Raw genomic sequence first — 17611 nt, 5'->3', positions numbered from 1 at the left:
TTAAAATGTTTACAAGTTACCTAATTAAGCAGTGTGTAGTTCAACTTCTTTAGGGTTAGCACCGTGATCGTTTTCACCTTCTTGCGAGTCTTGCGCTAGGAAGATAATCAAAATGATCCAGCCAATCACTGGCACTAGCCACAGTAATTGCCACCAACCTGAACGATTAGTATCGTGAAGACGGCGAGCACCCGCACTTAGTTGAGGAATCAATAAAGCCAAGCTATATATTGTGCTTACAAACATTGTGTTTGTAATACCATCTATAACACTTGTTAAAAGCGAAAAAATCAAATTAATTAACATAAACATCCAAAATGCTTTGCGGCGATTACGTCCTGAAAAATCTGCGTAGCTACGCAGTGCATTCATATAATGTTCCATAAAATTTCCTTAATGTTATTTTTTATATTCCCTAAAGGGCGTACAGTGTTACCTATTTGGTTACATTTGTATCTTAATTAATAATATAAATTTATTAAAGAAAAAAACCAGCTTTATGCTGGTTTTTTAAATAGTTTTTTAATAAATCATCAAAAAGAATTAGCGCATTGCCATCATCATTTTAGCTGGCTGTTCTAGGTATTCTTTCCATAAATTATTAAAGCGCGCTATAGTGCCGCCATCAATTACACGGTGATCACCTGACCAACTTACTTGCATAATTGCACGTGAAACTACCTGCCCTTGCTGATCAAAGCGTGGAAGGTGCTGTAATTTACCAAGTGCAACAATCGCGACTTCTGGCTTATTTATGATTGGCGTTGCAATAGTGCCGCCAATTGCACCAATGTTAGAAATGCTAATAGTGCCACCTTTTAAATCATCAGGTGCAACTCGCCCTTCGCGAGCAGAATCAGTAAGCTGAGTTAAACTGTTAGCAACCTCTACAATACTTTTTGTTTGGCAAGCCTTAATGTTAGGCACTAATAAACCTACTTTAGAATCTACTGCAACCCCAATGTTATGATCGTCATAGTAAGTAATTTCGCTACAATCATCATTTACTTTTGAGTTAAGTACTGGGAATTGACTCATTGCCAACGATAACGCCTTAATAAAGAACGGCATCATAGTTAACTTAACACCCTGAGCTTTATATTGCTCTTTCAGATCAGCTCTAAGTGCAATTAAATCAGTTAAGTCAATTTCATCACTGTAGGTAAAGTGTGGAATAGTAGAAACCGACGCTACCATTTGTTTTGCCATGGCCGCTTTAATACCTTTAATCGCTTCTGTTCGCGTTCCACCTGTGCTCGCTGTATGTTCAGTACTGCTGGTTTTTTTACTCTCAGAAGCTTGTGGCTTGTTAAGCTCAGAAGTATCCATACCAGATGGCACTTCATTTTTTATAAATGCTTCAATATCTTGTTTATAAATACGACCATTTTTACCACTGCCTGGTACGCAAGTTAAATCTACATCAAGCTCTCGCGCTTTACGTCTAACCGCAGGTGAGGCAACTGCTTTTTCGTTAACAATCGCAGTTTGTGGTTGTGTTTGTTTAGCCGGTGAATCGGTAGTTGCATTGCTTTGTGCTTTTACGACCGCTTGATTAACATCAACATCTTCTTTTGCAGCTTGACCTGCTATGGTCATTTGAAACAACGGGCTATGTACTTTGGCAATTTCACCTTTTTGATAATATAGCTTTTGTACAGTACCGGTATATTTAGCCGGTATCTGTACCAACGCTTTATCAGTCATTACATCACAAACAGCTTGGTCTTCTTCAATCTCATCGCCTTCTGCTACTAACCACTCTACAATTTCACACTCAACAATACCTTCACCAATATCGGGTAAGATAAAATCTTCTAAGTGTTCACGAGTAGATGTTGGTGCAGATGATGTTTCAGTCTTTTCGCTGGGTGCTTCCCCGGCAACATCCATTGCAAATAACGGCGCATGCACTTTAGCAATATCGCCTTTTTTGCAATGTAGCTTAGTGATCACCCCATCGTGTACCGCAGGAATTTGCACTAAGGCCTTATCTGTCATCACATCACAAATAGGCTGATCTTCTTTTACTGTATCACCTTCTTGTACCAGCCATTCGACTACTTCGCATTCAACAATGCCTTCACCAATGTCGGGTAATATAAAATCTTTAGCCATGGAAACCCCTAAAAGTTCACTGATTGTTTAATTGCGGCCATTACTTTCAATGCATCTGGAACATATTCTTTTTCAAGCGCCAGCGGGTATGGTGTATCTAAACCACATACACGTAAAATAGGTGACTCTAAATGCAAGAAACACTCTTGAGCGATGGTTGCCGCAATTTCGGCGCCAAAACCATTGGTAATAGGCGCTTCATGACTAACAATAAGCCGGCCTGTTTTTGTCACTGACTTAGCAATCGTTTCAACATCCCATGGTAGAATACTGCGAAGGTCAATTACCTCACAGCTTATACCTTGTTCGCTGGCTTGTTTAGCAGCTGCTTCTACAATTTCCATTTGTGCCCCCCACGCCAATAAAGTAACGTCAGTGCCCTCTTGAACCACTTCGGCTTTGCCTAGTTCAATGCTGTAATCTTCTTCTGGCACTTCACCCGTAGATGCGCGATATAAGCGTTTTGGCTCAAAAAATAGCACTGGGTTATCGTCTTTAATACATGCGCGTAGTAAGCCTTTAGCTTGATAAGGATTACGCGGCACGACAATTTTTAACCCTGGCGTATGAGCAAAATATGCTTCTGGTGATTGCGAGTGATACAAACCACCAGCAATACCGCCACCGTAAGGTGTTCGTATTGTTAGATTACCTACGTTAAATTCATTACCGCTACGGTAGCGAAACTTAGCAGATTCATTCACAATTTGATCAAACGCAGGAAAGATGTAATCAGCAAATTGAATCTCAGCAAGCGCTGGTGCACCAAATGCGGCCAATCCGTTAGCAAAACCTAAAATGCCTTGCTCTGTAAGCGGCGTGTTGAATACTCGGTGCTTACCGTATTTTTCTTGTAAGCCTGATGTTGCTCTAAAAACACCGCCAAAATAACCAACGTCTTCACCAAAAATACACGCTTGAGGGTGCTCATTCATAGTGATATCTAAAGCAGAATTAATTGCATGTAGCATGTTCATTTTAGCCATTACTTAATTCTCCCTGCTGTTGTTGGGTAGGCATCAGGATGGGCTTTTATATGTGTTTTAAGCTCATCATATTGGCGTTGTAAAGATGGAATTGGTGTATCGTACACATCAGAAATCAGCTCTTCTAAGGCTGGTTTATCAATTACTTCAGCGCGTTTAAGTGCCGCCAAAATATCATCACGAATTGTTTCTTTCGCTTTTATATCTTCTGCGTCATCTAACCAGTTTTGTTTTACTAGCCATTTTCTAAAGCGCTCTATTGGGCACGCTTTATAGTTTGCTTCTTCATCTTTTGAACGGTAGCCACTAGGATCATCTGACGTTGAGTGCGCGCCTAAACGATAAGCTATCGATTCAATAAGTACAGGTTCACCTTGGGTTGCTGCAATTTCTCGGGCTTTTTTAGTTGCTGCATAAACAGCGAGTGCATCGCTGCCATCAACACGTATGGTTTTAATACCATACCCTACGCCACGCGATGCAATACCATCACCTTTAAATTGTTCATCAGCTGGGGTAGAAATAGCATAACCATTGTTACGTGCAAAAAAGATAACCGGTGCCTTGTGCACTGCAGCCATGTTAAGACCTGCGTGAAAATCACCTTCTGAAGCGGCACCTTCACCAAAATAACAAATGGTGACGTTATCAATAGTGCTTGCTAGTTCACCTGTTTTAGCATCGATATGTTTTACTTTTTGACCGTATGCATAACCGGTGGCCTGTGGGATTTGAGTTCCTAATGGCGATGAAATTGTCATGTAGTTAAGTGCTTTAGAACCATAATGGATCGGCATTTGACGGCCTTTACCAAGATCTAGTTCATTAGAAAACATCTGATTCATAAATTGGTCAAGCGTAAAACCACGGTAGTGCAACGCCGCTTGCTCACGGTATTGCGCCATAATCATATCATCTTGATCAAGGGCTGCCGCAGAGGCTGTTACCGCCGCTTCTTCACCTAAACACTGCATGTAAAAACTAACACGGCCTTGGCGTTGAGCACCCTGCATACGTTCATCCAATAAACGAATAAAACGCATGGTTTCGTATAATTTAATAGCGGTTTGTTTAGAAATGTCAGGTGCAGGAGCACTAGGATGAATGTCGCCGTCCTCAGTTAAAATACTAAGGGTTGGAATATTAAGCGCGTGACCGTCGATAAACTCAAGCTCATGGTTAATATTCAGCGATACGTTATTGGGATTACTCATAACCTACCTTCTCTTGTTGTCGGTATCACAGTGCCCCTTTAAATTATTATTATGGGTGATTGTTGCTGAATAAACTTTGCAACATCTGCACTGTATTTAATTAAAGCTGCCAACACTTTACGTTAACGTAAAGTGTTATTCAACAAAACTGTGACCAAACAAAAGTAAATATTGAGCAAAAAACTGGCAAGTTAACTATACATATAATTAACCACTTATTAATCAGTTGGTTAAACTTTCATAACAAGTGGTCTGATGTGTTGAATTAGCTAAAACGACTATCCACCTGCATAGGCACAACCGTTAATAGTGCACGTTGTCCAATAGCAACTTGTGCGTTAGGAAAAATAATCGCTTCCCCTTCTACGTCCGCATAAATTGCATTATCACCATCAGTTGCTAAAAGCTCACCCTTTGCAAAGCCTGTAAAGTTCTCGGCATCATCAGAAAACGGGAAGCTAAAGTTTTGCTCTGTGCGGTTAATTGTGCGATGAACAGAAAACAACTCAAAGTCACTTGCATTAAATTTAGGGTATTCCACTTCTTTTTGACTAATTAATGCAGTTAATGTTTGCTTGGTTTTTGCAAAGCGCGACATGTCGTTTTCACCAAAGGGTTTTACTTGCCCAAGCTCAACGGTAAACGAATCAGCCCCATGCACAAACGATGAATAGTAGCTAAACGTGGTAGCGGGTGATTTCATCATTAATACCGTATTAACTCCGCAACTCAATAAAAACTGCAGTTGCGACTTTTTCCAAGGCTTGCCATGTAAAAATGGGTAAACAGCAAACTTCTCATTTTTAGAACCACGAATAGCGGTATGTAAATCATAATGACAGCGATATGTGCCCTGCTCTGAGCGTGCATAAAAATCGCTAACGTACTGTTCAAGTTTTGCAGCACGAATACGTTCGTCGTTCATCGCGATGCCATCAACAGTGTGGTGCCCATTAAATAAGCGATTTAAGTTCTCTTCTACAAAGCGTTTACCAATATTAATTGACTGAGGGTTACCAAAAATAAATAAAACCCGTTGTTGTAATTCAAGTTTTCCACTAATAATGTGTTTAATCAGTTCATCGCAAATTTCTATAGGGGCTGTCTCATTGCCATGAATTGCACTTGAAAGCACCACATTCTTTGACGTTATACAATCAGGCTCAAATTCAATTACACCGGTATCATGCACGGTTACTTGCGTATTATTATCAAGGGTAAATTGGCCTGCATCCAAATGCCATTCATGGTTTCGAGAAAGCGTTAAAAAATCACCATCATGTTTTAATTGATTAATATATTCTGAAGTGGCTGACATCACTATAAAGCCCTTTTTGTTTTATAAATTGTAGATACAAAAACGGCTGAATAAATCAGCCGTTTTTAATTTTAATTGCAGATTAGCTAATTACTGAATCAACCAGTTTTTTAGCTTCTTTTTCTAATAAGGCTAAATGCTCTTCGCCTTTAAATGATTCTAGATATATTTTATATATATCTTCAGTACCTGACGGACGAGCAGCAAACCAGCCACTTTCAGTTACTACTTTTAATCCACCAATTGCTGCATTATTACCTGGCGCATGAGTAAGTTTTTGCATAATTGGCTCACCGGCTAAGGTATCGGCTTTAACATCGTCAGCACTGAGCGCTTTTAAACGTGATTTTTGCTCAGGCGTCGCTGGCGCATCTAAACGTTTATAAATTGGTGCACCAAATTCTTGCTCTAGTTCTTTATATAACGTAGACGGTGTTTTACCTGTAACTGCAAGAATTTCAGCAGCAAGTAGCCCCATGATAAAGCCATCTTTGTCTGTACACCATACGGTGCCATCAAAACGTAAGAAGGCTGCCCCAGCGCTTTCTTCACCACCAAAAGCCAACTTGCCTTTATTTAACCCCTCAACAAACCATTTAAAACCAACAGGTACTTCTTTTACTTTACGCTTATTACGCTCAGTGACTTTATCAATCATTGAGCTAGAAACGAGGGTTTTACCAATTTCGACGCTGGCATCCCAGTCACGATGCGTTAGTAAGTAATCAATGGCTACTGCTAAAAAGTGATTTGGATTCATTAATCCATCAGGTGTTACTATGCCATGACGGTCATAATCTGGGTCATTGCCTATCGATAGATCAAAATCATCTTTAAGGGCAATTAAATTCGCCATTGAATAAGGTGATGAGCAATCCATACGAATTTTGCCATCTTTATCAAGTGGCATAAATGCAAAACGCGGATCAACACTGTCATTTACAACGGTTAAATCTAGATTGTATTTTTTCGCAATCACTGGCCAAAAGTTAATGCCTGAACCACCTAATGGATCGATACCTACTTTAATACCAGCATCACTAATCGCTTTTAAGTTAACAATGTTTTCAAGATCATTAATGTACGGTGTCATTAAATCTTCATAGCGGATAAAACCAGAACGCGACGCTTTAGCAAATGGAAACAGTTCTACTTCAACTAAGTCTTCCATTAAAAGCTGATTGGCTCTATCTTCAATCCATTTTGTTACATCTGTATCTGCAGGGCCGCCATTAGGTGGGTTATATTTGAACCCGCCATCCTCAGGAGGATTATGAGACGGAGTAACAACAATACCATCGGCTAATTCATTTGGGTGATTTTTATTATAACTAACAATAGCGTGGCTAATTACCGGCGTTGGTGTGAAGTCGCCATTTTCTTGGGTGATCACTTGCACTTCGTTAGCAACCAGCACTTCTATCGCTGAGTTAAAGGCGGCTTCGCTTAATGCGTGGGTGTCTTTACCCAAAAATAATGGGCCAAATATATCGTTTTGCTTTCTGTAATCACAAATAGCTTGGGTGATGGATAATATGTGGGATTCATTAAATTTCACATCATATGCACAACCACGATGCCCTGAGGTGCCAAAGGCAACACAATGCTCAGGGTTTTGCTCTAGATCAGGCTCATTTAAATAATACGCAGACACTAACTTTGGTACATTCACTAAAACCGATTGTGGTGCAGTTTTCCCTGCGCCGGAATGAATTGCCATGGTATTTCCTTAAAGATAATCACGAATTTTTTCAGCTTGCTCATTGCTATAGCCCAAGCTAAGTGCAACTTCATGCAGCATCATTTTTTTACGTGTAGTATTTGAATTAGTCATCACCCAATATTCACTATCGGTGATGTTTTTAGGGTTCATACTACTACCGCTATTCACTAAGTCTTCTTTACTGGTCGCAAAATAAACACGATCGCGGCCTTTGATATCAAGCACTGCTGAAAAGTCAGTTTTGTGCGTTCGGTAAAATGCACTTAATATAAATAAGAAACGACCAACAACACCTTTTTGCATTGCCAGCTCTTCTTTATTTAAAATATTAAATACGTTCGCATTCTTTTTATTTACCGGCGGTTTCGCCACAGAGGCTGGCTGTTCAACGGCAGCAACTTGTTGTTCTTCAGATGGATTAGACACACTAACAGTTTCATTTTTATGATCAGTGTCTGATTTTGTAGTGTGAATTTTTTCGCCGCTGAGATTTAATAAACGACGTAAAATAGTCGATGCACTTTCACCAATACTCTGGGTATTGCTAGCAATGTACTGATATAACTCGTCGTCTATGTCGATTTGTTTCATGTTCTTCCTGTCATTACGGGTCACATTTTTCTTTCGATATGATTATACCCAAATCACCTCAAGATGCGAGCGTCGTTGGAATTAAAAGCGATATTAGGCAAGACAATATTGCAAATAATAGTCGTTCTATTATTAAAAGCTATGACGAGTATAAATCGCTTTTAAACCCTCACTGCCTTAACATAACTATAATTAATAATGACCAAATAATCAGAGAGCTAGGTATTTTGCATCCAGCGTTTAAATAATATCTGTATTTTTTGCTTTTTTAGTTAATGCTCGGCAAACTATGCGCAAAATTATGGGAGACGTTTATGCAATTAAATTACAAACAAATTGGTCAAGGTCCTGATGTTGTTTTGATCCATGGACTGTTTGGCTCATTAGAAAACCTTAATGTGATTGCAAAACCATTAAGTGAACACTTTTGCGTAACCAATGTCGATTTACGTAACCACGGCCTTTCCCCACACAGTGATGAAATGGATTACCGAGCCATGGCAAATGACATTGTGGAATTAATGGCGAAATTGAAAATACAAAAAGCCCACCTTGTAGGGCATTCCATGGGCGGTAAAGTGGCAATGCAAGTTGCATTAACCCATAGCGAATTGGTCAATAAATTAGTGGTACTTGATATCGCCCCAGTTAGCTACCCGGCTCGTCATACCCAAATCATTGAGGCATTAAATGCAGTAAAAAATGCCGATATTAGTGATAGAAAGCAAGCTGATTTAGTAATGCAACCGTATATAGAAGAGTTAGGAGTACGTCAGTTTTTATTGAAGAGTTTATATAAAAATGATGCAGGGAAATTTGTATGGCGATTCAATTTGTCAGTGCTTGATAATAAATATTCAACAATTACCGACAACATTAATGCAAATAATTCTTGTTTATGCGAAACTCTGTTTATTAAAGGTAATGACTCTGACTACATATTAGCTGAGCACCGTGAAGCAATTAATTCGCTGTTTAAAAATGTAAGTGCAAAAATCATCCATGGTGCGGGTCATTGGTTGCATGCCCAAAAACCACAGGCTGTAAACAAAGCAATCAATGATTTTTTAACTGCAGTTTAATGTTATTTTTGTGGCGTGTTTTTGATTTATCACACTAAATAATTAAAGATTTATGTGCTATAGTACGCGCCGTTTAATTTAAAGGTTATACGTCGATGGTCAGTCAGTTTATTAACGAATTTGATACCTTAGGGTTGTATTTTGGCTTAGCAGGTATTTTTATTTTTATCGGCTTGGCAATTAAAGACGTACTGAAAAGCGGCAATGTGCCTAAATTTGGTCGTTATATTGTGTGGCTGGTACTTTTTTTAGGTTGCTCTGGCTTTATTGCCAAAGGACTTATTCAGGTATTTTGGCAAGGTGCGGGTGTAGGTTAAGCATGGCCAAGTCAGAAACAGATAGAACAACGCTTGATTTATTTGAATACGAGAAACGTCCAGGTAGGCCGAAAACCAATCCCCTTCCACGGGATATGCAGTTAAAGGTCAATAAACGTAATCAAATAAAAAGAGATAAAGCACGTGGCTTAAAGCGTGTTGAGTTTAAAGTTTCGTCACAGCTGTATCAGGCTTTGAGTGATATGGCAGATGCACAAAATATTAGCCGTAGTGCGTTGATCGAAACAATTTTACAAGAAAGATTGGCTATTGATAGATAAAAGGTTTAAATCCATGGCAAGTGTAGGCATTTTTTTCGGAAGTGATACAGGTAACACAGAACACGTAGCAAAAATGATCCAAAAAGAATTGGGTAAAAAGCTCGTTGCTGTGCATGACATTGCAAAAAGCTCTAAAGAAGAGATAGCTGAATTTGATCTGATCTTATTCGGCATTCCAACTTGGTACTATGGCGAAGCGCAGTGTGATTGGGATGACTTTTTTCCTGAGCTTGAAGAAGTAAGCTTTGAAGGTAAGCTAGTGGCTATTTTTGGCTGTGGCGACCAAGAAGACTATGCAGAATACTTCTTAGATGCAATGGGTATGATCAACGATATCGTAACAGAGCGTGGTGCTATTGTTGTTGGTCACTGGCCAACTGACAGCTATGATTTTGAAGCATCAAAAGGTATGGCGGATGACAAGCATTTCGTTGGCTTAGGTATTGATGAAGACCGCCAGCCTGAATTGACTGAGCAACGCGTTAAACAATGGTGCGCTCAGGTATATGATGAAATGTGCTTAAGTGAGTTAGCAGATTAACCCTCCCTTTTTATGCTAACTGTTTAAAATATTATCAAACAGTTAGCATTTTCCGCGTTAATATTGATATAGATCAATTGTTCTTTGCACTTCCTGCAAAGGCACGTTATCCTAACTGTTATTGTGACGAGTACATCTTGCAAGATGTCTAGTATAACTAAATAAAATTGAGACAGATTTAATGACTGATCATAACTTGGAACTTAAAAAAGCCGGGCTAAAGGTAACTTTACCGCGTATTAAAATTTTAGAGATTCTTCAATCTCCAGATAACCAACACATAAGCGCTGAAGATGTTTACAAGGTTTTATTAGATCTAGGCGAAGAAATTGGTCTTGCGACTGTTTACCGTGTTTTAAATCAATTTGATGATGCGGGTATTGTTAGCCGTCATCATTTTGAAGGTGGTAAGTCTGTATTTGAACTTTCTGGCAGTACTCACCATGACCACTTAGTGTGTTTAAAGTGTGGCAAGGTTGTTGAGTTTGAAGATGACTTAATTGAACGTCGTCAACTCGAGATTGCTGAAGAAAACGGTATTAAGCTAACTAACCACTCTCTTTACCTATACGGTGAGTGTGAAGATAAAGACGCATGTAAGGCGTTTGCACAAAACAACAGTTAATTTTATTAATTGCATAAAAAAACCTGCTAAAAGCAGGTTTTTTTGTGTCTAAAATAGAACAGAATTACTTCTGATCTATTTTAGCCCATGAGTCGCGCAGACCCACAGTTTGGTTAAATACCACATTCTCAGATTTACTATCACGAGAGAAGTAACCAGTACGCTCAAACTGGAAACCTTGCGCAGGCTGTGAATTTGCCAGTGAAGGTTCTAGTTTTGCATTATTAATAACAACTAACGACTCTGGGTTTAATGTGCTTTCAAAATCTTCTGCTGCTGCAGGATTAGGAACACTGAATAAACGGTCATATAAACGCACTTCTGCTGTTACCGACTCTGGTGCAGATACCCAATGGATCACCCCTTTTACTTTACGCCCATCGCTTGGGTTTTTACCTAATGTTTCAGGATCGTAAGTACAGTAAATAGTGGTAATTTCACCGTTATCGTCTTTTTCAACACGCTCTGCTTTAATTACATAAGCGCCACGTAAGCGTACTTCTTTATCAAGTACTAAACGTTTGAACTTATTGTTTGCTTCTTCGCGGAAATCTTCACGTTCAATAAAAATTTCACGGGTAAAAGGCACATCACGACGACCCATTTCTTCTTTATTTGGGTGATTAGCAACTGACAATGTTTCAACAGTGTCGGCTTCATAATTCTCAATCACGATTTTAACCGGATCAAGTACAGCCATCGCACGCGGTGCATTTTCGTTTAAATCATCACGGATACACGCTTCAAGCATACCCATTTCAACCATATTTTCTTGTTTAGTAATACCAATACGTAAACAAAACTCACGAATTGAAGCCGGTGTATAACCTCGACGACGAAGACCCGCAATCGTTGGCATACGCGGGTCATCCCACCCTTCTACCTTGTTATTTACCACTAAGTCATTAAGCTTACGCTTTGACATAATTGTGTATTCAAGGTTTAACCGTGAAAATTCAATTTGCTGTGGGTGGCACTCAAGGCTGATATTATCAAGAACCCAGTCGTAAAGACGACGGTTATCTTGGAATTCTAAGGTACATAATGAATGTGTTATACCTTCTAGCGCATCAGAAATACAATGCGTGAAGTCGTACATTGGGTAAATGCACCATTTATCAGCTGTTTGGTGATGATGTGCAAAACGAACGCGGTAAATAATTGGATCGCGCAGCACCATAAATGAGCTGGCCATATCAATTTTAGCACGTAGAACACATTCACCTTCTTTAAATTCGCCATTACGCATCTTTTCAAATAATACGAGGTTTTCTTCAATCGAAGTATCGCGATAAGGGCTATTCTTACCTGGCTCTTTTAATGTGCCACGGTATTCACGTGCTTGATCGGCTGTTAAAAAACACACATACGCTAAACCTTTTTCAATTAGCTCTACTGCATAGCCGTAAAGCACGTCAAAATAGTTTGACGAATATTTAATCTCACCATCCCAATTAAACCCTAACCACTGTACGTCTTCTTTAATTGAATTAACGTAGTTAATATCTTCTTTTTCTGGGTTTGTATCGTCAAAACGAAGGTTACATAAACCGTTATAGTCTTTGGCGATACCAAAATTTAGGCAAATTGATTTTGCATGGCCAATATGTAAAAAGCCATTCGGTTCTGGTGGAAAACGGGTATGCGTTGTAGCATGTTTTCCACTTGCTAAATCTTCATCAATTCGGGTTCTAATAAAGTTACTTGGGCGATTCTCGATTTCCGCCATAGGAGTATAAACCTCTGTATATTGCGTGATAACAAAACTAATGCATTATTACAAAAACCAAGCGTAACATACAGTAATAGATACGGGTTTATGTTGGTAATTAACAAAGTTTGTTTAATAAGGGATAGTTTATGAACAAAATTTGTTTTAGCGCAATATTTAAGTCATCAAAGCATTCTATAGTATAAAAATAAACCCAACTTACAGGAACGAAAGATGGCTTCATTAAATCAACACCGTGTTTATATCCCAAGCAATGCTAGAGCAAACCATTATTTATTAGCTGAAATCACGCCAAACGATGAGTTTTATAAGAGCTTTAGTAATATTAATGCGTGTTATCAGCGTATTGCTCGCCAACTATTTGCTGCTTGTGATGAATATGAACTTCACAATGTGCATTTACTCGCCAATGATAAACTGCCGGTCGTGCGATTTCATGATGAGTCTTATCAACTTGAAACCGATAAGCAAATGTTGTTTTTCTATAATCCTCGTTACCATGAAGCACATAAACTTCATTACACCGAAGATCAGCAAAGCAAAAAGATTCGCTTACTGTTTTTAGCCACTGGGGATGATATTCGCGCTCACTCCGCCCAATTTCATAATAATGTACAAAAAGTATTGGATCTTTTACAACAGCAATTATTTGTAGAGCAACCGAGCTTTAAATTGCGTGATCATCAGCATTTGACCTATGATTTATTCGCTAAAGAAAAAGGCAATAAAGAAAGTTACGGTTATAAATTAAGAAGTTTATATCCTCGTTATCAATCAAGACAATGCGAGATACCAAGCACACACGCAGAAATGACCTATGTCACTTTTTCGATACCGATAACTCGTAATATTAAAACGCAGTTTCAAAGTGAGATTAACAGCCAAACTTATCAGCCGTTCTACACCCACTTTTCAAAACTATTTACCCAGTTATGTGAAGACAATAAACTCACCCACGCTGCAATGGTTGCTAATGGCGCAATGCCAATAATACGCAACAGCCAAGTCGATAGAAATGAAGGAAATGAAGAGCTACAAAAAATAAGTTTTGATATAGAAGACTCAACCCCGCAAATAAAAGTATTTTTTGAAGCCGATAAATTAGTCGAAACACTGCATTTTGTCATTGTTGCAGCTGAGCATAATAAACATGAAATTGGCTATGGTCGTTTTATGAATCAAGTTGAAAAAGCCATACATGGCTTATGTGAGGAGTTAGCAATTAATAAGCAACGCCAAGATTTATCTGTGCGCTTTTTTCAGCATATAAGTTACCCATATTAATTAATCTGAACTCTAGATAACAAAAAGGCTCGCAATTGCGAGCCTTTTTTAAAGAATAAACGCTGATTACCAGCCTGTTTTTTCTTTTAGTGCTTTACCGATTTCAGCAAGTGAACGTACAGTTTTTACGCCCGCAGCTTCTAATGCAGCAAATTTCTCATCAGCAGTACCTTTACCACCAGCGATGATTGCGCCAGCGTGACCCATACGCTTACCTTCTGGTGCAGTAACACCAGCAATGTAAGAAACAACAGGTTTAGTAACGTTAGCTTTGATGTACTCTGCAGCTTCTTCTTCTGCAGTACCACCAATTTCACCAATCATTACGATTGCTTCAGTTTGTGGATCTTTTTCGAACAATTCTAGAACGTCGATAAAGTTAGTACCAGGAATTGGATCACCACCAATACCAACACAAGAAGACTGACCAAAACCAGCATCTGTAGTTTGCTTAACTGCTTCGTACGTTAACGTACCAGAACGAGAAACAATACCTACTTTACCAGGCTTGTGGATGTGACCAGGCATGATACCAATCTTAGTCTCACCAGGAGTGATAACACCTGGACAGTTTGGACCGATCATACGAGTACCTGTTTGATCTAGTTTAACTTTAACGTCAACCATATCAAGTGTAGGAATACCTTCAGTGATACAAACAATCAGCTCGATACCAGCATCGATAGCTTCTAAGATTGCATCTTTACAGAAAGGTGCTGGTACGTAAATCACAGATGCAGTTGCACCTGTTGCTTCTACAGCGTCACGTACTGTGTTAAATACTGGAAGACCAAGGTGCGTTTGACCGCCTTTACCTGGGCTTACACCACCAACCATTTGTGTACCGTACTCAAGCGCTTGCTCTGAGTGGAAAGTACCTTGACCACCAGTGAAACCTTGACAGATAACTTTTGTATCTTTATTGATTAATACAGACATTATTTGCCCTCCGCAGCAGCAACAACTTTTTCAGCCGCGTCTGTTAATGATTCAGCAGCGATGATGTTAAGATCAGACTTAGCAAGTACTTCACGGCCTAATTCAGCATTAGTACCTTCTAAACGTACAACTACTGGAACTGTTACACCTACTTCTTTAACTGCGCCAATGATGCCTTCAGCAATCATGTCACAACGAACGATTCCGCCGAAGATGTTAACTAAAACAGCTTTAACGTTGTCATCTGAAAGGATGATTTTGAATGCTTCAGAAACACGTTCTTTAGTCGCGCCGCCACCAACATCTAGGAAGTTAGCTGGCTTGCCACCGTGTAGGTTTACGATGTCCATAGTACCCATTGCTAGGCCTGCACCGTTAACCATACAACCTACGTTACCATCTAGGGCTACGTAGTTAAGCTCGAAGCTTGCTGCGTGAGCTTCACGTGCATCTTCTTGAGATGGATCGTGCATTTCACGGATTTTAGGTTGACGGTAAAGTGCATTACCATCGATACCAATTTTACCATCTAGACAGTGAAGGTTACCTTCATCTGTGATTACTAGTGGGTTGATTTCAAGTAATGCGAAATCGAAATCGTTGAACATGTTGCCAAGACCCATAAAGATCTTAACGAACTGTTTCATTTGTGTTGGGTTAAGACCCAATTTAAAACCAAGCTCACGAGCTTGGTAAGCTTGAGGACCTACTAAAGGATCAATCTCAGCTTTGTGGATAAGTTCTGGTGTTTCTTCAGCAACAGTTTCAATTTCAACGCCGCCTTCAGTAGACGCCATGAACACAACTTTACGAGAAGCACGGTCAACAACAGCACCTAGGTACAGTTCGTTTGCGATATCTGTACAGCTTTCTACTAAAATTTTAGCAACTGGCTGGCCTTTCTCGTCTGTTTGGTAAGTAACTAGGTTTTTACCTAACCAGTTAGCTGCAAACGCTTTAACTTCGTCGATAGTTTTAACTAGCTTTACACCGCCAGCTTTACCACGTCCACCTGCGTGAACCTGAGTTTTAACAACCCACATATCGCCGCCAATTTTTTCAGCAGCTGCTGCAGCTTCTTCAGGTGTATCGCAAGCGAAACCTTGAGAAACTGGTAAACCATATTCGGCAAAAAGTTGTTTTGCCTGATACTCATGCAAATTCATGATGCTTTATCCAATTTTTTATATTAAAAGAGCTGAATATTTATGCAAATAAACAACTATCCCAAATTGCGTGCCTAGTATAGATCTCATGGCGCTACATGAAAACCCCAGTATGACCTTAGGCGCAAAAAAAAAGCTGTGATTTTAACTCACAGCTTATATTTCATACTACTTAATTAAACATCTAGCAGTAAACGTGTTGGATCTTCAAGTAACTCTTTAATTGTTACTAAGAAACCAACTGATTCTTTACCATCGATTTGGCGATGATCGTAAGATAACGCTAAATACATCATAGGTAAGATTTCAACTTTACCATTAACAGCCATTGGACGATCTTGGATTTTGTGCATACCTAAGATTGAAGACTGCGGTAAGTTAATGATTGGTGTTGATAGTAATGAGCCGAATACACCACCGTTAGTAATAGTGAAATTACCGCCAGTCATGTCGTCAAGTGTTAGCTTGCCATCACGACCTTTAAGAGCTAGTTCACGAATACCTTTTTCGATTTCTGCAACTGATAATTTGTCACAATCTTTAAGTACTGGCGTTACTAGGCCGCGTGGCGTAGAAACAGCAATACTGATGTCGAAATAGTTGTGATAAACAATATCATCACCATCAATTGATGCATTTACATCTGGGAAACGCTTTAACGCTTCAGTTACCGCTTTCACATAGAAAGACATGAAGCCTAAACGGATACCGTGACGCTTTTCAAATACTTCTTGGTACTGCTTACGAAGATCCATAATTGGTTTCATATTAACTTCGTTAAACGTTGTTAACATTGCAGTTGAATTTTTCGCTTCAAGAAGACGATTAGCAATCGTTTTACGTAAACGTGTCATAGGCACACGTTTTTGAGTACGGTCACCCATTGGTGCTGCTGGTGCTGCTTCTGCTTTTGCTGCTGGAGCAGGTGCTTTTAAGAATTGATCTACATCTTCTTTAGTCACACGGCCATTTTTACCTGAACCTTTTATTTTTGAAGCATCAAGGCCTTTCTCAGCAATTAAACGACGCACTGATGGCGTTAACACATCTGAACTATCGCTTGAGCCTTCTTCTTTGGCTGCTGGTGCATCCGCTTTAGCTTCAGATTTAGCTGGTGCAGCGCCTGCTTTTACCTTACCAATTACTTGCTCACCAAGAACGGTATCGCCTTCGTCATGGATTATTTCACCCATAACGCCGTCTTCTTGGGCAACAACTTCAAGTACAACTTTATCTGTTTCAATATCTACCAAGTTTTGGTCGCGTGTTACCGCGTCACCTGGTTGAACATGCCAAGTAGCAATTGTTGCATCTGCAACTGATTCTGGAAGTACAGGTACTTTAATATCCACTTCTTTACCTTCTGATGCTGGTGCTGATTGCGCCGCTGGCGCGTCTTCTGATTTATCTGATGCTGAGTCATCTTCTTTTGACTCTTTAGTTGCCGGTGCTTCATCTGCATCGCCAATTAAACCGATCACTTGGTCGCCAAGTACCGTAGCACCCTCTTCTTGTGAAATTTCAGTGATTACACCATCGTTTTGTGCAACCACTTCTAAAACCACTTTGTCTGTTTCAATATCTACTAAGTTTTGGTCACGGCTTACTTTGTCGCCAACACTTACATGCCATGTAGCAACGGAAGCATCTGCAACCGACTCAGGAAGAACAGGAACTTTAATCTCTGTGCTCAT

17 protein-coding genes are annotated in these 17611 nt (G+C 39.5%); 6 read left to right on the top strand and 11 right to left on the bottom strand.

Annotation, left to right across the window (positions count from 1 at the left end; translation table 11 throughout):
- Positions 1–24 precede the first annotated feature (24 nt).
- The 7 genes from DK924_RS06115 to seqA form a co-directional block, all read right to left on the bottom strand.
- Positions 25–384, bottom strand: a complete 360-nt coding sequence (locus DK924_RS06115) for a DUF805 domain-containing protein (RefSeq protein WP_010390103.1) — start codon at positions 382–384, stop codon at positions 25–27.
- Positions 385–543: 159 nt separating this feature from the next.
- Entirely contained in the window at positions 544–2118 is a 1575-nt protein-coding gene (locus DK924_RS06110; RefSeq protein ID WP_055012096.1) for a dihydrolipoyllysine-residue acetyltransferase, read from the bottom strand.
- An 8-nt stretch (positions 2119–2126) separates the two neighbouring features.
- Positions 2127–3104: an alpha-ketoacid dehydrogenase subunit beta gene (locus DK924_RS06105; RefSeq protein ID WP_010390106.1), complete on the bottom strand. Its 978-nt coding sequence runs from the start codon at positions 3102–3104 to the stop codon at positions 2127–2129.
- Complete coding sequence (locus DK924_RS06100) at positions 3104–4318, bottom strand: thiamine pyrophosphate-dependent dehydrogenase E1 component subunit alpha (RefSeq protein WP_008466734.1); 1215 nt, start codon at positions 4316–4318, stop codon at positions 3104–3106. The genes DK924_RS06105 and DK924_RS06100 overlap by 1 nt, the downstream gene beginning before the upstream one ends.
- A 265-nt stretch (positions 4319–4583) precedes the next feature.
- Positions 4584–5636: a succinylglutamate desuccinylase gene (astE, locus tag DK924_RS06095; protein WP_109874606.1), complete on the bottom strand. Its 1053-nt coding sequence runs from the start codon at positions 5634–5636 to the stop codon at positions 4584–4586.
- Between the two features lie 82 nt (positions 5637–5718).
- Positions 5719–7356 carry a phosphoglucomutase (alpha-D-glucose-1,6-bisphosphate-dependent) gene (gene pgm, locus DK924_RS06090; RefSeq protein ID WP_109874605.1) on the bottom strand — a complete coding sequence of 546 codons (1638 nt, stop codon included), beginning with the start codon at positions 7354–7356 and terminating at the stop codon, positions 5719–5721.
- Positions 7357–7365: 9 nt separating this feature from the next.
- Positions 7366–7950 (bottom strand): replication initiation negative regulator SeqA, encoded by a 585-nt coding sequence (seqA, locus tag DK924_RS06085; protein ID WP_010390110.1) that lies wholly within the window; start codon positions 7948–7950, stop codon positions 7366–7368.
- A gap of 314 nt (positions 7951–8264) precedes the next feature.
- Between seqA and DK924_RS06075 the strand changes: the two genes are divergently transcribed.
- The 5 genes from DK924_RS06075 to fur all read left to right on the top strand — a co-directional run bounded on the left by DK924_RS06075 (position 8265) and on the right by fur (position 10796).
- A complete protein-coding gene (locus tag DK924_RS06075) occupies positions 8265–9032 on the top strand; it encodes an alpha/beta fold hydrolase (RefSeq protein WP_109874604.1) in 768 nt (255 codons plus the stop codon).
- Between the two features lie 95 nt (positions 9033–9127).
- Entirely contained in the window at positions 9128–9349 is a 222-nt protein-coding gene (locus DK924_RS06070; protein ID WP_008113777.1) for a DUF2788 domain-containing protein, read from the top strand.
- Positions 9350–9351: 2 nt separating this feature from the next.
- Positions 9352–9630 carry a LexA regulated protein gene (ybfE, locus tag DK924_RS06065; protein ID WP_008113775.1) on the top strand — a complete coding sequence of 93 codons (279 nt, stop codon included), beginning with the start codon at positions 9352–9354 and terminating at the stop codon, positions 9628–9630.
- 13 nt (positions 9631–9643) lie between these two features.
- On the top strand, positions 9644–10171 hold the full coding sequence (gene fldA, locus DK924_RS06060; protein WP_008113772.1) for a flavodoxin FldA: 528 nt from the start codon (positions 9644–9646) through the stop codon (positions 10169–10171).
- Between the two features lie 181 nt (positions 10172–10352).
- Complete coding sequence (gene fur, locus DK924_RS06055) at positions 10353–10796, top strand: ferric iron uptake transcriptional regulator (protein ID WP_010390113.1); 444 nt, start codon at positions 10353–10355, stop codon at positions 10794–10796.
- Between the two features lie 64 nt (positions 10797–10860).
- Here the strand turns inward: fur and glnS are convergent, their stop codons facing one another.
- The gene (glnS, locus tag DK924_RS06050; protein WP_109874603.1) at positions 10861–12525 is read right to left on the bottom strand and encodes a glutamine--tRNA ligase; all 1665 of its coding nucleotides are present in this window, start codon (positions 12523–12525) and stop codon (positions 10861–10863) included.
- Between the two features lie 216 nt (positions 12526–12741).
- Here glnS and DK924_RS06045 point away from each other — a divergent pair, with 216 nt between their 5' ends.
- Positions 12742–13812, top strand: a complete 1071-nt coding sequence (locus DK924_RS06045) for a DUF3083 family protein (protein WP_054200998.1) — start codon at positions 12742–12744, stop codon at positions 13810–13812.
- Between the two features lie 66 nt (positions 13813–13878).
- On the opposite strand, the gene sucD is transcribed toward DK924_RS06045, so the two are convergent.
- The 3 genes from sucD to odhB all read right to left on the bottom strand — a co-directional run bounded on the left by sucD (position 13879) and on the right by odhB (position 17611).
- Positions 13879–14751: a succinate--CoA ligase subunit alpha gene (gene sucD, locus DK924_RS06040; RefSeq protein ID WP_008464054.1), complete on the bottom strand. Its 873-nt coding sequence runs from the start codon at positions 14749–14751 to the stop codon at positions 13879–13881.
- Complete coding sequence (sucC, locus tag DK924_RS06035) at positions 14751–15917, bottom strand: ADP-forming succinate--CoA ligase subunit beta (RefSeq protein ID WP_008464053.1); 1167 nt, start codon at positions 15915–15917, stop codon at positions 14751–14753. The genes sucD and sucC overlap by 1 nt, the downstream gene beginning before the upstream one ends.
- A gap of 176 nt (positions 15918–16093) precedes the next feature.
- Positions 16094–17611, bottom strand: coding sequence for a 2-oxoglutarate dehydrogenase complex dihydrolipoyllysine-residue succinyltransferase (gene odhB / locus DK924_RS06030; RefSeq protein ID WP_109874602.1), 1518 nt, complete (start codon positions 17609–17611; stop codon positions 16094–16096).

The organism is Pseudoalteromonas sp. meg-B1, from assembly GCF_003173795.1.
Lineage (GTDB): Bacteria > Pseudomonadota > Gammaproteobacteria > Enterobacterales > Alteromonadaceae > Pseudoalteromonas > Pseudoalteromonas undina.
This window is presented reverse-complemented; position numbering and strand designations above follow the sequence as displayed.